The following is a 13859-nucleotide window of genomic DNA, read 5'->3' on the forward strand; positions in this document are numbered from 1 at the left end:
CAGTGCTCATCGAGACAGTGAGGGGAAGAAGATGACAACTCTGCGGGACATCACCAGGCGCGTCGCCGTCGTCACGACCGCCCTGATCGTCGGGCTGACCGCCTCGTACGCCCCGTCGCAGGCCGCCGACGATGCGGCCCGGACGACGATCACCGACCATCCCGGTGCGCCGGGGACGATGCTGCAACGGTTCGAGGAGCTGACCGGCCGGCCCGTCGGCGACCTGGACAAGGTGCTGGCCGTCGACACCGGCGGGCGGAACCTCACCGGCGACGAGCTCGAAGCGCTCGCCACCGGCAAAAAGGTCGACGGTGTCACCGTCGTCGGCACGATCGCGGGCAGCCGGGACGTCCTCGGCACGACCATGGCCGACCTCGCCGACGGGACGCACGACGGCACCGGCGACAGCCCGACGGCGACCTCACTGCTCTTCGCGTCGTCCGCCCCCGGCGGCCGGGAGTGGTGCCTGACCATGTGCGTCGCGTCGGGCAAGTCCATCTGGGAATGCCTGCTGTCGCGCCGGACGGGCGACCTGATCCTCACCCTCGACCTGGCCGGCGGCACCACGATCGGCGAGACGAAGGTCGCCTTCGAGAAGGCCAACGGCGTCGCCGTCGACGGCCCGTACAGCGTGGAGACACTGGTCGGTGAGGATGAGCCGTCGGCGGACGAGATCAAGACGCTCCTCGACGGCAGGGACGTCGAGTCGTTGCGGCGGGTGGCGACAGTGGACGGGCCGGACCCCGGGTGGGCGCTCGCCGACATCGCCGAGAAGTCCGGTGTCGTGTACGCGAAGACCAAGGGACACCTCTTCACCCTCAACCTGCCGATCCTCGGCAAGATCCTGGTGTTCTGCGTTTCGCAGGATGGCGGGAAGACCTGGAAATGCTCGGCCCGGCAATGGGGCGGGTTCTGAGGTGTAGGCCGCCGGACGGTCCCGCTCCGCCCCACCGGTCGAGGCGGAGCGGGACCGCACGCCTGCGGCAGCTGGTCACCGGGCGACAGTGCCAGCGCATGTCCGACAGGGACAGCCGGGAGCCGGGCGTTCCCCGATACTCCTCAGGTGATCAGCAGCGACCCTCGCGGCCCGTGGCCGTCCCGCTCGTCCCACCCGGCGGACAGTTCGACAATGCCGCTCTACATGGTCCTCTTCTTCGTGCTGGGCCTGATTGCCTTCGCCGCGCACGGGGCCGGCGACGGCCGGGAAGCACTCATCATCGCGAGCATCGTCTCGGGGGTGTTCTTCGCGTGTTTCCTGATTCTCTTCGCGGTCTACTGGATCGGATACCTGCTCAAGGAGCACGCCGTCTGGCTGGCCGGGCGCCAGGCTGAATCCGGTGGGCCAGCCTCGGACCAACAGCCGGAGGAGTGAGTCGCCGGCTCGGGCCGGTGGGCCAGAAGCTCCGGTCAATGTCCGGAGATCGACACTGCTGGGGACAGGATCCCGACGATGTCGGACGCTGACAGAATGTCGCACCTGGATGGGGAGCAGCGGGAGCGCGCCGTCTTCATCGCTGAAGCCGAGTTGCTCGAACAGCGGCACGACGGCTGGGCTGTGCTGCAGCGGAAACAGGCCGCATGGTGGCAACGCTGGAACACCCTGACCACTGTCTCGTCGGCGGTGATCGCGGGTGCTTCGGGGGCTGTCGGGCTGGCCTCGGCTGAGCTGGGCACGGTAGCCGCGATCGCCGCCCTGGTGGCCGCCGGCCTGGCCTCGATCGCGAGTAGTTCCGGCGCGGCGCACCGCAGCGAGGTGGCATTCGTCTCCGCTGCGACCAACCAGGCCCTGGCCGACCAGGCCAGGGCCTTCCGGACGATCTGGGCGCCACACCAACCGCTGGCCGATGTGCGCGCCCGGTTCGCCGAGCTCTCCCTGCAACGCGACCAGGCGGTCACCAACGCGCCGTTGCAGTTGGGTCGGCGGCCGTTGGCGCGGTATCTCCGCAGGACCGCGCGCTCGGCCAGCCCCTGACGCTGGACCCGGCTGCTGGCACCTCAATCTGCCGGACAGCCGTATACCTCAGAGGTATGAATATGCCTCTGAGGTATACCGCTCACCACCGCATCCGCCCCGACGAGGATGACCGACGGTGACCGGCCGACCCGCAGTCCGCCGTCAGGTCAGGACACGCCGGTGCGGATCTCCGATCGGGTCGTGACCATGCGGTGGCGGCGCACCGGGTACATGATCGGGTGGGAGATGCTCCAGGCGGCGCCCGCGCAGACGATCTCCTTGTAGCGGGCCGCCAGCTTCCCGGTGAGCAGAGCCGGCTTGGCCCGGTCGTCGGCGGTGACGTACTGGATGAGGCCGTCGCGGCGGCCGAGACTGATGCACTGGTTGAAGTAGCGCAGCGGGGCCTTGGCGAACTTCGCCCGACCGGTGAGCCGCGCGGCGATGGCGTCGGCGGCCTGCCAGGCCATCGGGACGCCCGAGGCGCACGACATCCGCAGCGGCTTGCCGCCCGGTCCCGCGGCGATCGCGGCGTCGCCCACCGCGTACACCTCTGGGTGGGAGACCGACCGCATGCTGTCGTCGACGATGATCTGCCCGGTCTCCGCGACCGCCAGGGTCGTGGCGGCGGCGATCGGGTGCACGGCGAAGCCGGCCGTCCAGACCGTCACCTGGGCCGGGATCTCCCGACCGTCGCGGGTGAGCGCGCCGGTCGCCTCGACCCGCGCGATGTCGGCGTGCTCGTGCACGGTGATGCCGAGCCGGTCGCAGACGCCGCGCAGGTGCTGCTGCGCCTTGCCGTTGAGCCAGTCACCGAGACCGCCGCGGGCGGCGAGCGCGACACGGAGATCCGGGCGGGCCTCCGCGATCTCGGTGACCGCTTCGAGGCCGGTGAGGCCGCCGCCGACGACGAGCACGGTCCCGCCGGCCGCGAGGTGGGCGAGGCGGTCGCGCAACCGCAGCGCCGAGGGCCTGCCGGCGATGTCGTACGCGTGCTCGGCGACCCCGGGGACGCCATGGTCGGCGGCGGTGCTGCCGAGGGCGTAGACGAGCGTGTCGTAGGTGATCTCGTCGGTGCCGTGGTCGTCGGTGAGCGCGACGGTCCTGCGGTCGGCGTCGACGGCGGTGACCCGCGCCAACCGGAGGGTGACGCCGGTGCCGGCGTAGATCTCGCTCAACGGGCGGGGTTTGAGGTCCTGCCCGATCGCGAGTTGGTGCATGCGGACCCGCTCGACGAAATCCGCGTCGGCGTTGACGACGGTGATCTCGGTGTCGCCGGGGTGCAACCGCTTGGCGAGGCGCCCAGCGGCCATGGCTCCGGCGTAGCCCGCTCCGAGGACGACGATGCGGTGCTTCATGGTGGCACTCCTGTCTCGGTTGTGGTCGCTTCCTGAACCGGACAGCGCCCCGATTCCTGACAGGAGCGGGCTATGAGCTGGATCACCAGACGTGCAGGGCGGGATCCTCGTGCTCGGATTCGGACCACCGCCGGCTGGCGCGGCCGAGCTTGTCGGGGTTGACCTGGCTGTGGATGGCAGTGACCCCCTCGGGCGTCACCTGCAGCGACATCACGCCGATGACCCGGTCGTCGACAACGACCACCACCGCCGGAGCGCCGTTGGCGGTGGCGACGTGCAGGGCGGGGCTGCCGCCGACCAGGTCCCGTTTGACGTCGGCGGGCTTGAACAGGCCGCGCAGGAACTTCGCCACCGCCAGTGCGCCGACGATCGGCGCGGACCGGGCCGGGATCTTGCCGCCGCCGTCGGCGGTGCTCGTCACGTTGTCGGTCAGCAACTCGACCAGCCGCTGGATCTCGCCGTTGTTCGCCGCCGTGAGGAACTCCGCGACGATCTTCCGGGCGGTGGCCCGGTCGACCTCCGCGCGGGCCCGCTCGGCGCTGACGTGTTGCTTGGCCCGCCGGTAGGTCTGTTGGCAGTTCGACTCGGTGATGGCGAGGATCTCGGCGATCTCACCGTGCGAGTAGCCGAACGCCTCCCGCAGCACGTACACCGCGCGCTCGTTGGGCGACAACCGTTCCAACAGGGTGAGCACCGCCATCGAGACCGATTCGCGTTGCTCGGCGGTGTCGAGGGGGCCGAGCATCCGGTCCCCGGCGAGGACCGGTTCGGGCAGCCAGGTGCCCACGTAGGTCTCCCGCCGGGCCCGCGCCGAGGTGAGCTGGTTGAGGCACACGTTGGTGAGGACCTTCGTCAGCCACGCCTCGGGCGTCTCGACGTGCTCCCGGTCGGCGGCCTGCCAGCGCAGGAACGTGTCCTGGACGGCGTCCTCCGCGTCGCTGGCCGAGCCCAGCAGGCGATAGGCGATCGCCTCCAGGCGGGCCCTGGAGCGCTCGAACAGCTCCACCTCGTCCGGACTGAGCGGCATGGTTCGATAGTCAACCACGCCCGCGACCCCGCTGACCGATCGACGGCGTACGTCGACACGGTTCACCCGGGGCGGGGCGGGGCGGCGCGGTGGTCGTACCCTTTCGGTGGTGACGTCCGATGCGCTGCGCCGTGCCCTCACCGCCCCCGCGGACCCGCCGCTGCGGCCCCTGCCCGAGCAGGTCGTCGCCCTGCTGGAGACCCTGCACGCGCTGCCGCGTCTCGCCGCGCACCTGCGGGCCGTGCACGAGGTCGCCGCGCAGCTCACCGACGCGGTGGCGGCCCGGTTCCCGCAGCTCCCCTTCGACCGGGAGGCGGTGCTCTTCGGTGCCGCCACCCACGACATCGGCAAGGTCCGGTACGCGGGTGACCCCGGTCAGCGGCTCGCCGGGCTCGTTCCGGCCGTCCGGTGCGGCGGCGCGGGCACTGTCGGCGTCTGGCCGCGCGCCGTCGACCGACGGGTGACGGTGGCGGCCACCACCGCACCGAGGACGGTCGCCGGCCACCACGGCAGGCAACGTGCCAGGCAGCCGAGCGCGAACAGCGCCGTGCCGGCGACACCGACGGCAACGGCACCCCGGGCCGCGACGAGCCGGCCGACGATCAGGCCACCGAGAATCGAACCGGCCCCCTGCGCGCTGGCCAGCACACCGAGGAACGTCGTCGGCAGCCGCAGCTCGGTCACGACGATCGCGTAGGTCCCCGCCGTGGTGAAACCGGACATGGCGATGGACACCGCGGCGAGCACGACCGGCAGACGTGTCGCCCGTGCTCCGAACAGGACCACCAATCCGGTACGCAAGCCGCCGCCGGCTTCGATCCGCTGGTCGGCGGGCGTCCGGCGCAGCCGGAGCACCGCGTACAGGACGGCGACCAGGATCGGCATCGCGGCGCTGAGCACGGCGACGACGTGACCGCCCCGCCACGCGTAGAGGCCGGCCCCGGCGAGGGGAGCGACGAGCTTCATGCCCTCCTGCGCGCTGGAGCGCCACCCGTTGACGTCGCCGAGTTTCGTGGCGGCGAGGGCCGACGGCAGCAGCGCCGTCTCGCCGGCGTCGATCAGCACGTAGCTGACGCCGTACGCGCACGAGACGGTGAAGATGAGCCAGGTCTGCCCCGGCCCCCGCACGGTGAGCAGGGTCAGCAGGGCGGCTGCCAACAGGAGGTTGACGGCGATGACCAGCGGTCGCCGGGGCACCCGGTCGAGCAGGCCGCCCAGCCAGGGCCCAGCGAGCACCGGGGCGTACACGCAGAGCCCGGCGAGGGCGGCGAGGCCGGTGGAGCCGGTGAGGTCCAGGATCCAGATGCCGTTGACCAGTGACATCGCGCTGCTGCCGAAGCCGGACAGCAGGGAGATCGCCACGAACAGGCTCGCGTTGCGACGCATGAGCGCTCCGAGTTGAGTCGAGGTGACTCACATCCTCAAGCGTGAGCTGGGTGCGCGCAATGCTGTTCGACGCTGTCAATGCTCCGTTGACAGTGCGGCGTTGATCTTGGTTGCGGCGGCTCGGGCGGGCGCGGGCAGTCGCTCGCCCGCTTCGGCGAGATCGGTGGCGAGGTGCACTGTCAGCGCGTACAGCGAGCCCGGGGCGGCGTCCAACGCGGCCTCCACAGTGCTCCGGACCAGAGCCGCGCGGCGAAACCGGCTGTCCCACCGCTGATCGGCGCCGATCCACCGGGCGAGGTCGGCGACCGCAGCCCGCAGTGCCGCCACCTGCGGAGGCAGCCGCAGGTCGAGCTGTTGCCGCCGCGACCACCGCGCCGCCACCAGCCGCTGTCGCCGCTGCTCGGCGGCCTGTCGACTGCCGAGGCCGAGGGTCGTCGCGATCTGCGCCCAGGTCGCGCCGTCATGGCGCGCCCGATCGATGATCTCCAGCTCCTGCTCGTCCAGGAGGGCGCGGGCGGCACGCACCTCCGCCAATCGCGCCAGCACCGACGTCATCTGTCAACGTTACATTGACAGGCCCTCGTCGTTGATCACCCTGGGCGCGCGGACCAGGAAGACGTCCACCGGATCCTCGGCGTCGACGGTGAAACCGTGCCGCTCGTACAGCATCCGGGCCGTTGCCTCCGTCACTTGTCAAACGGAACGGTGTTCCGTATCGTTCTTAGCGGAACGTGGTTCCACTTGCTCGGGATGTCGGAGCGGGTGGGCCAGTGTCACCTCACCCTTCCGTGGAGGAACAGCCATGCAGTACCGCACTCTGGGGCGCACCGGCGTCCAGGTCAGCACCCTCGTGCTCGGCGCGATGAACTTCGGCAAACTGGGGCACACCACCCAGGGCGAGGTGACGGCGATCGTCGACGCCGCGTTGGAGGCCGGGATCAACCTGATCGACACCGCCGACATGTACAGCCAGGGCGAGTCGGAGCAGTTGGTCGGCAAGGCCATCGCCGGCCGTCGCGACGACATCGTGCTGGCCACGAAGGCCGGCATGCCGATGGGTGACGAGCGCAATCAGCGGGGCAGCTCGCGCCGCTGGCTGGTCACCGAGTTGGACAACAGCCTGCGCCGCCTCGGCGTCGACCACGTCGACCTCTACCAGATCCACCGGTGGGACCCGACCACCAGCGACGAGGAAACCCTGTCGGCGCTGACCGACCTGCAACGGGCGGGAAAGATCCGCTACTTCGGCTCCTCGACCTTCCCCGCGTACCGCATCGTGCAGGCCGAGTGGGCCGCGCGGGAGCACCACCTGGGCCGGTACGTCACGGAGCAGCCCAGCTACTCGATCCTGCAACGGGGGATCGAGGCCCACGTTCTGCCCGTGACCGAGCAGTACGGGCTCGGCGTGCTCGCCTGGAGCCCGCTCGCCTCGGGCTGGCTCTCCGGCGCGATCCGCGCCGGCCAGGAGATCACCACCAGCCGCTCGGCGCTCCTGCCCGCCCGCTTCGACCTCAGCGTCCCGGCCAACCAGGCCCGGCTCCACGCCGTCGAGCAACTGGCCACCGTGGCCGACGAGGCGGGGCTCACCCTGATCCAGCTCGCACTCGGGTTCGTCACCGCGCACCCGGCCGTGACCAGCGCGATCATCGGCCCCCGCACCATCGACCACCTGCACGCCCAACTCGCCGCCGCGGACACCGTGCTCCCGGCCGACGTGCTCGACGCGATCGACGCGATCGTCGCACCCGGGGTCGACCTCGCCGCAGCCGAGAAGTTCGACACCCCGCCCGCCCTGCTCGACCCGGCGCGGCGGCGTCGCTGAGCCAACGGGTGCGGTGACCGGCGCCGTTGGTCCCGCCCCCGCCGACCATCTCGACTGAACGCCAGCACCGACGGCCCCTGGCCTGTCGTATCGTTCCGGGATGGTGCAGCCGGTGTGGGCGAACGGTGACGCGTACGAGGCGTACGTGGGTCGGTGGAGCCGCCTGGTCGCTGTGGAATTCCTGCGCGGGTTGGCCGTTGCGCCGGGGCGGCGCTGGCTCGACGTGGGCTGCGGCACCGGAGCGCTGACCTCGACGATCCTCAGCCACAACGACCCTGTCGAGATAAGCGGCATCGACCCGTCGGAGGGTTTCGTCGCGGTCGCGCGCACCCGGGTCACCGACCCTCGGGCGGCCTTCCAGGTCGGTGACGCGCGGGCCCTGCCGCTGCCTGATCGTGTCGCGGACGTGGTGGTCAGCGGATTGACGCTCAACTTCGTGCCGGAGCCCGCACGGGCGGTGGCGGAGTTCGCCCGGGTGGTCCGGCCGGCCGGGGTGGTGGCCGCCTACGTCTGGGATTACGCCGAGGGCATGGCGATGATGCGGCACTTCTGGGCCGCCGCCGCACAGCTCGATCCGGCCTCGGCAAGGCTGAACGAGGGGAACCGCACCACGGTGTGCCAGCCCGACGCGCTCCGCACGCTGTGGGAGCGGGCCGGGTTGCGGGACGTGTCGGTCTGGCCGGTCGACGTGCCGACGACCTTCACCGACTTCGCCGACTATTGGACACCGCTCCTCGGCGGCCAGGGGTCGGCGCCGGGGTACGTCGCGACGTTGGCCGAATCCGACCGGGCCGCGCTGCGGGAGTTGCTGGCCACCCGGCTGCCGGTCGAGCCGGACGGGTCGATCCGGCTCACCGCGCGGGCCTGGGCCGTACGCGGCACGCCGCCCGAGTAACCGTCGCGCCGAGCCCCACCGGAGCCTTGTCGCAATTCGGACAAGACGGTAAAGCCCCTGGTAGAGCACTCTTGGGGCAGGTGGAGGTAGACGGGTGGCGGGCCACATCCCGATCCTCCGGCCCGGTTCGAACAAGATCGTCCGTACCGGTGCCGCCCTCACCCAGCCCGGCCTCGAAGCCGCGACGGTCACGGCACAGCTGCCGCTCCGATCGCGCGTACGACAGGCCGAGGCTGCCACCGACACCCCTGCGGGCGCCCGCAGCGGTGCCCCCGCCCACCGGGACAGGGACGTCAGCACCGTCGGCTGTCAGGCAACGCCGTCCGCCGGCCGTGCCCGCCGTCCCCGTGCCCCGCCGGCCTTTCGCACCGTGGACCCCGCCGGGGTCCGGCGTCGCTCGACCGCGCGCCGAGCCCTGGCGACCGAGCCAGAAAGGGCCCGACATGGCCGCTCCCACCGCGACCGCAGCCTTGAACGCATCCGTCTTCACACCGGGTGACCAGATGCTGCTGACCGTGACCTACTCGGACGCCGACACCAAACCGCTGACCGTCACCATCGTGGTTACCGACGCGCAGGGCAACAGCAGCGCGCCGGTCAAGGTCACGGCGGTCATCGACCCGCTCACCGTGACCGTCTCCGACAACTCCGGGCGTACCTGGACCCGGGTTTCCGACAACGGCTCCGTGGCCGTGTACCGGTCGGTGGCGTGATGCCCCGGGTCACCGTCCAGGTCCGTGACGCCGCCGGCAACACCGCGACGGCCGCCGCCGACTACAGCCTGGGCCAACCCGTGCTCGGCGGCTACTACCTCTCCGGGGGTGCCGATCCGACCGCCGACATGGCCGGCGGCAACTTCCGGTCACTCACCCAGTACCGCAGCCTCGCCGACGGCTACATCTTCCCCGGCTACAACCGGCCGTGGCTGGTCAATCTGGGCAAGGCCGGGGTGCAGATGAACATGGTCCTGGAGTTGAAGCACTACGGCGCCTCGAACTACGGAACCCAGAGCTTCTCGGTGGACGGCACCAGCTACACGGTGCCGGCACCGGCGATGACCATCCAGCAGCGACCCGGCACGACCTGGCCGAGGGCGTACGGGTACGGGCAGGTGATCAAGGGGCAGTGCGACGGGTTGCTGGCCCGCGCGCTGTCGCAGTACCGCACGCTCGGCTTCGGGGTGAACATCCAGCTCGCCTCGGAACTGGACACCGACCATGAGTTCGGCACCACCGAGGACGGCAAGGCGTACAGCTGGGCCGAGTCGGACGCGCGGGCGGTGCAGGCGATGAACTACATCCTGACCTGGTTCAAGGCACGGACGCTGCCGGCCGGCACTACCTTCTCGGTGGGGCTGGGCGGTTTCGACAGGGCCTGCTTCCAGCGCACCCACCCGGAGTCGCTGATGTCCCGCCTCGACTATCTCCAGTGGAACGCGTACGCCACCAACGCCAGCCACACCGCGCTGGCCCGGTTTCGTCGCACCAAGGACTGGGCGGTGGCCGATCTCGGCCCGGTGGCGCTGTCCCGACCGGTGATCATCGCCGAGTGGGGGGTGCGGGTGGCCGAGATCCCGAACCAGGCCGCCTGGATCGCCACCGTGCCGGCGGCGATCGCCCAGCTCAACGCCGAGCGTGGACCACGGATCGTGCGGACCAACTACTTCAACTCCGGTTGGGGCACCCTGACGCCGAAGGCGCCCGGGTTGGCGGCGCTTCGCGAGGCGTACGCCAAACGGCCGTACGTCTGAGCTGACGCCGACGGTCCGGTCGGCATAGCGCCGGCCGGGCCGACCGGGGAACCCTATGCTCGGATCATGGAACTTCGGATCTTCACCGAGCCCCAGCAGGGCGCCACCTACGACCAGTTGCTCGCCGTCGCCCGGTGCGCCGAGGACGCTGGCTACGGCGCGTTCTTCCGCTCCGACCACTACCTGATGATGGGTGACGTGAGCGGCGAACCCGGCCCCACCGACGCGTGGACCACGCTCGCCGGCCTGGCCCGGGAGACCAGCCGCATCCGGCTCGGCACGTTGATGACCGCCGCCACCTTCCGGCTGCCCGGCCCGCTGGCGATCACCGTGGCGCAGGTCGACCAGATGAGCGGCGGCCGGGTGGAGCTGGGCATCGGCACCGGCTGGTACGCCGAGGAACACAGCGCGTACGGCATGCCGTTCCCGCCGCTCGCCGAGCGGTTCGACCGGCTGGAGGAGCAGCTTGCCGTCATCACCGGGCTGTGGTCCACCCCGGCGGGGGAGCGGTTCCACCATGACGGCCGGTACTACCCGGTCCGGGACTCGCCGGCCCTGCCCAAGCCGGTGCAGCAGCCGCGCCCACCGATCCTGCTCGGCGGGACGGGTCCGAAGCGCACCCCTCGGCTGGCCGCCCGCTACGCCGACGAGTTCAACCTGCCGTTCGCCTCGGTGCCGGACACGGCGGCGCAGTTCGACCGGGTCCGCGCGGCCTGCGCCGAGATCGGCCGGGACCCGGCCGGGATGGTCTGGTCCAACGCGCTGGTGCTCTGCTGTGGGCGTGACGACGCCGAGGTGGCCCGCCGTGCCGCCGCCATCGGCCGCGAACCGGACGAGCTGCGGGCCAACGGTCTGGCCGGGACGCCCGCCGAGGTGCTGGACACCATCGGCCGGTACGCGGAGATCGGCAGTGAGCGGCTCTACCTCCAGGTGTTGGACCTCAGCGACCTGGAGCACCTGGAGCTGGTCGCCAGCGAGGTGATGGCGAAGCTCTGAGCCGGGCGGGTGGTGGGGAGCGACGCCGCCGGTCAGGCCCGGTGGGCGCCGCTCCCGACCGCGTCCGGGTCGCCCAGCACGGTGTCCAGCCGCCCGTCACGGTCACTGTCGACGTAGGTGATGTCCGGGACACCGTCACCGTCCACGTCGATCTGGACGACGTCGGCGACGCCGTCACCGTCGAGGTCGGTCACCACCTCCACCGAGCCGTCCAGGTGACGGGTCACGATCGTCTGGGCGCCGGGGGCGCGCGGTGGCGGACCGGGCGCCGGCACCGGTGTCGGGGCGGGCGCGGGCGCCGGAGTGGGCCGGGGACCGGGTGTGGGCGACGGGTGACTCGGCAACCCGTCGGCCGGCGGTGCGCTGGCCTGCTCGACCCCGGTGCCGGTGGGGTCCAGCTCCTCCTCGGACGGGAAGACGTCGCCCCGTGGGGCCGGATCACGGTAGCTGCTCATGAGCGTAGGGTTCCCCGACGATGACGAGAACAACCGTGCCCGATCGTCCGGTGTCCCCGGTGCCCGGTTTGGCGGAAGATGCGGGGACCGACGCCACGGTCATGAACGGGGGTCCGAGCGTGGAACTGCGCCGGAGTCGGGGCGCCCGGGTGCTCGCCCTGGTCTGCGTACTCGGCGGGGTGCTCTTGTTGGTCTATCCCAGCGACGGCGCCCTGCTACGGACGATCATCGCGGTGGGGGCGATCGCGCTCGGCGCGGTGGCGCTGGTCAGCGCGTTGCGCCCGTTCCGTTTCGGGATCCACGCGGACGGGCTCACCATCCGACGGCCCGGCCTGCGCCGGGACATCCGGTGGGCCGACGTCGGCGCGCTGGTCCTCGACGAGCCGCCCCGACGCGACGGTCATCCCGAACCGCCGCGACTGCTGCTGGTTCCCGCGCCGGGAGTGCGGCTCGAACCGGTGACCGCCCGTCACCCGATCGACGGCCGACCCGCCATCGAACTGCTCGTTCTCGACCAGGTCCGGGAGCAGCCCGACCAGGTGTCCGCCGCGCTCACCCGCTACGCCGGAGGTCGTTTCGTCGACCTGCTCGCGCTGCGGCGCGCCGCCTTCGACACCCCGGACCTCCCGGTCGGCCTGCGTGGGTACCACATGGACCGGGTCGACCGGTTGATCCGACGCGGCCAGGACGCCCTGATGTCCGGGGACGCGGCGACCCGGCAGGCGGCCCGGGGCGAGATCGAACGCGCCAGCGCGGCCGGGCTGCCGATCGCCCAGCGTGGCTACCACACGCTCCAGACGGATACCGTTCTGGACGCCCTCGTCGCCGCGTTGGCCGACCAGCAGAGCACCGATCGGGAGACCGCCACATGACCGCGCAGGGACCGCACGCCGCGTCGAGCACCGACGTTCCGCGCCGCAACTGGGCCGGCAACGTACGGTACGCCGCGAAGGCGTTCCACCGGCCCACCTCCGTCGACGACCTGCGCCGGCTCGTCGCCGGCAGCAGCCGGATCCGGGCGGTGGGCAGCGGGCACTCCTTCAACAGTCTCGGCGACACCGACGGTGACCTGGTCAGCCTCGCCGGGCTGCCCCCGGTCGTCGAGGTGGACCACGAGCGCGGGCAGGTCACCGTGAGCGGCGCGATGCGCTACGGCGACCTCGCCCGACAGCTGCACACCCAGGGGTACGCGCTGGCGAACCTCGCCTCGCTGCCGCACATCTCGGTGGCCGGCGCGGTGGCCACCGCCACCCACGGCTCCGGTCAGAGCCACGGCAACCTGGCCAGCGCCGTCGCCGGCCTGGAGCTGGTCACCGCCGACGGCGACCTGCTGCGGGTCGACCGCGACACCGACAGGTTCGCCGGCATGGTGGTCGGGCTCGGCGCGCTCGGCCTGGTCACCCGGGTCACGCTGGACGTGGTGCCAACCTTCGCGCTGCGCCAGTACGTACGCCTCGACCTCGACCGGGCGGCGCTCGACGAGGCGCTCGGCTCGGCGTACAGCGTGAGTGTCTTCACCGACTTCCGGACGCCCCGGCTGCGCGAGGTGTGGCGCAAACAGTTGGCGGACCAGCCGCCACCCCCGGCGGACTGGCTCGGCACCACGGCGGCCGACCAGCCCCGGCACCCGGTGCTCGGGATGCCGCCGGAGAACTGCACCCCGCAGCTCGGCGAGCCGGGCCCGTGGCACGAGCGGCTGCCGCACTTCAAGCTCGGCTTCACCCCCAGCAGCGGCGACGAACTGCAGTCCGAGTACCACGTCGCACGGGCGGCGGCGGCTGACGCGCTCGCCGCGCTGGACGACGTGGCGGAGCTGATCGCCCCGGTGCTGCTGGTGTCCGAGCTGCGCACCGTGGCGGCCGACGAGCTGTGGCTCAGCCCGAACTACCGGCGGGACAGCTTCGTGCTCCACTTCACCTGGGTCGACGACACCGCGGCGGTGCTGCCGGTGGTGGCCGCCGTGGAGGAGCGCCTGGCGCCCTTCGCGCCCCGCCCGCACTGGGGCAAGGTCTTCGTCACCGACCCGGCCGAGCTGGCCGCCCGCTACCCCCGCCACGCAGACTTCGCCGCACTCCTCACCGACCTGGACCCCAAAGCCAAGTTCCACACCGACGCCCTGGACCGCCACTTCCCCCGCTGACCTCGGTTGGCCCCGCTTCTCCCGCGTTGATCATGAAGTTATTGCCACTCGGCGCGGCGTGTCGGCGCAATAACTTCAT

The 13859-nt window shown here is 71.6% G+C and carries 17 protein-coding genes; 10 read left to right on the forward strand and 7 right to left on the reverse strand.

Going from position 1 to position 13859, the window contains the following annotated elements:
- Nucleotides 1–31 precede the first annotated feature (31 nt).
- The 3 genes from QCZ28_RS24010 to QCZ28_RS24020 all read left to right on the forward strand — a co-directional run bounded on the left by QCZ28_RS24010 (nt 32) and on the right by QCZ28_RS24020 (nt 1972).
- A complete protein-coding gene (locus tag QCZ28_RS24010; RefSeq protein ID WP_279518760.1) occupies nt 32–916 on the forward strand; it encodes a hypothetical protein in 885 nt (294 codons plus the stop codon).
- A gap of 213 nt (nt 917–1129) precedes the next feature.
- The gene (locus QCZ28_RS24015; RefSeq protein ID WP_279518761.1) at nt 1130–1372 is read left to right on the forward strand and encodes a hypothetical protein; all 243 of its coding nucleotides are present in this window, start codon (nt 1130–1132) and stop codon (nt 1370–1372) included.
- A 96-nt stretch (nt 1373–1468) separates the two neighbouring features.
- Complete coding sequence (locus QCZ28_RS24020; RefSeq protein WP_279518762.1) at nt 1469–1972, forward strand: hypothetical protein; 504 nt, start codon at nt 1469–1471, stop codon at nt 1970–1972.
- A gap of 149 nt (nt 1973–2121) precedes the next feature.
- Here QCZ28_RS24020 and QCZ28_RS24025 read toward each other — a convergent pair whose 3' ends face one another.
- The 6 genes from QCZ28_RS24025 to QCZ28_RS24050 form a co-directional block, all read right to left on the reverse strand.
- Nucleotides 2122–3309: an FAD-dependent oxidoreductase gene (locus QCZ28_RS24025; RefSeq protein ID WP_279518763.1), complete on the reverse strand. Its 1188-nt coding sequence runs from the start codon at nt 3307–3309 to the stop codon at nt 2122–2124.
- 82 nt (nt 3310–3391) lie between these two features.
- Complete coding sequence (locus QCZ28_RS24030; RefSeq protein ID WP_279518764.1) at nt 3392–4336, reverse strand: RNA polymerase sigma-70 factor; 945 nt, start codon at nt 4334–4336, stop codon at nt 3392–3394.
- Nucleotides 4337–4346: 10 nt separating this feature from the next.
- Nucleotides 4347–4676: a hypothetical protein gene (locus QCZ28_RS24035; protein WP_279518765.1), complete on the reverse strand. Its 330-nt coding sequence runs from the start codon at nt 4674–4676 to the stop codon at nt 4347–4349.
- A 35-nt stretch (nt 4677–4711) separates the two neighbouring features.
- Entirely contained in the window at nt 4712–5722 is a 1011-nt protein-coding gene (locus QCZ28_RS24040; RefSeq protein WP_279518766.1) for an MFS transporter, read from the reverse strand.
- Nucleotides 5723–5797: 75 nt separating this feature from the next.
- Nucleotides 5798–6277 (reverse strand): hypothetical protein, encoded by a 480-nt coding sequence (locus QCZ28_RS24045; protein WP_279518767.1) that lies wholly within the window; start codon nt 6275–6277, stop codon nt 5798–5800.
- A gap of 9 nt (nt 6278–6286) precedes the next feature.
- Nucleotides 6287–6412, reverse strand: coding sequence for a hypothetical protein (locus QCZ28_RS24050; protein WP_279518768.1), 126 nt, complete (start codon nt 6410–6412; stop codon nt 6287–6289).
- Nucleotides 6413–6524: 112 nt separating this feature from the next.
- Between QCZ28_RS24050 and QCZ28_RS24055 the strand changes: the two genes are divergently transcribed.
- The 5 genes from QCZ28_RS24055 to QCZ28_RS24075 all read left to right on the forward strand — a co-directional run bounded on the left by QCZ28_RS24055 (nt 6525) and on the right by QCZ28_RS24075 (nt 11185).
- The gene (locus tag QCZ28_RS24055; protein ID WP_279518769.1) at nt 6525–7544 is read left to right on the forward strand and encodes an aldo/keto reductase; all 1020 of its coding nucleotides are present in this window, start codon (nt 6525–6527) and stop codon (nt 7542–7544) included.
- A 100-nt stretch (nt 7545–7644) separates the two neighbouring features.
- Nucleotides 7645–8439, forward strand: a complete 795-nt coding sequence (locus tag QCZ28_RS24060) for a class I SAM-dependent methyltransferase (RefSeq protein ID WP_279518770.1) — start codon at nt 7645–7647, stop codon at nt 8437–8439.
- Between the two features lie 443 nt (nt 8440–8882).
- Nucleotides 8883–9152, forward strand: a complete 270-nt coding sequence (locus QCZ28_RS24065; protein WP_279518771.1) for a hypothetical protein — start codon at nt 8883–8885, stop codon at nt 9150–9152.
- Nucleotides 9152–10189: a hypothetical protein gene (locus QCZ28_RS24070; RefSeq protein ID WP_279518772.1), complete on the forward strand. Its 1038-nt coding sequence runs from the start codon at nt 9152–9154 to the stop codon at nt 10187–10189. The genes QCZ28_RS24065 and QCZ28_RS24070 overlap by 1 nt, the downstream gene beginning before the upstream one ends.
- A gap of 66 nt (nt 10190–10255) precedes the next feature.
- Nucleotides 10256–11185, forward strand: coding sequence for an LLM class F420-dependent oxidoreductase (locus tag QCZ28_RS24075; protein ID WP_279518773.1), 930 nt, complete (start codon nt 10256–10258; stop codon nt 11183–11185).
- Between the two features lie 32 nt (nt 11186–11217).
- Here QCZ28_RS24075 and QCZ28_RS24080 read toward each other — a convergent pair whose 3' ends face one another.
- Nucleotides 11218–11640, reverse strand: coding sequence for a hypothetical protein (locus QCZ28_RS24080; protein ID WP_279518774.1), 423 nt, complete (start codon nt 11638–11640; stop codon nt 11218–11220).
- Nucleotides 11641–11741: 101 nt separating this feature from the next.
- On the opposite strand from QCZ28_RS24080, the gene QCZ28_RS24085 reads away from it, so the two are divergent.
- Nucleotides 11742–12512 (forward strand): hypothetical protein, encoded by a 771-nt coding sequence (locus tag QCZ28_RS24085; RefSeq protein WP_279518775.1) that lies wholly within the window; start codon nt 11742–11744, stop codon nt 12510–12512.
- Entirely contained in the window at nt 12509–13780 is a 1272-nt protein-coding gene (locus QCZ28_RS24090) for an FAD-binding protein (protein ID WP_279518776.1), read from the forward strand. Before QCZ28_RS24085 ends, QCZ28_RS24090 begins: the two co-directional genes overlap by 4 nt.
- Nucleotides 13781–13859 lie beyond the last annotated feature (79 nt).

Source organism: Micromonospora sp. DH14 (assembly GCF_029809455.1).
GTDB lineage: Bacteria > Actinomycetota > Actinomycetes > Mycobacteriales > Micromonosporaceae > Micromonospora > Micromonospora parva.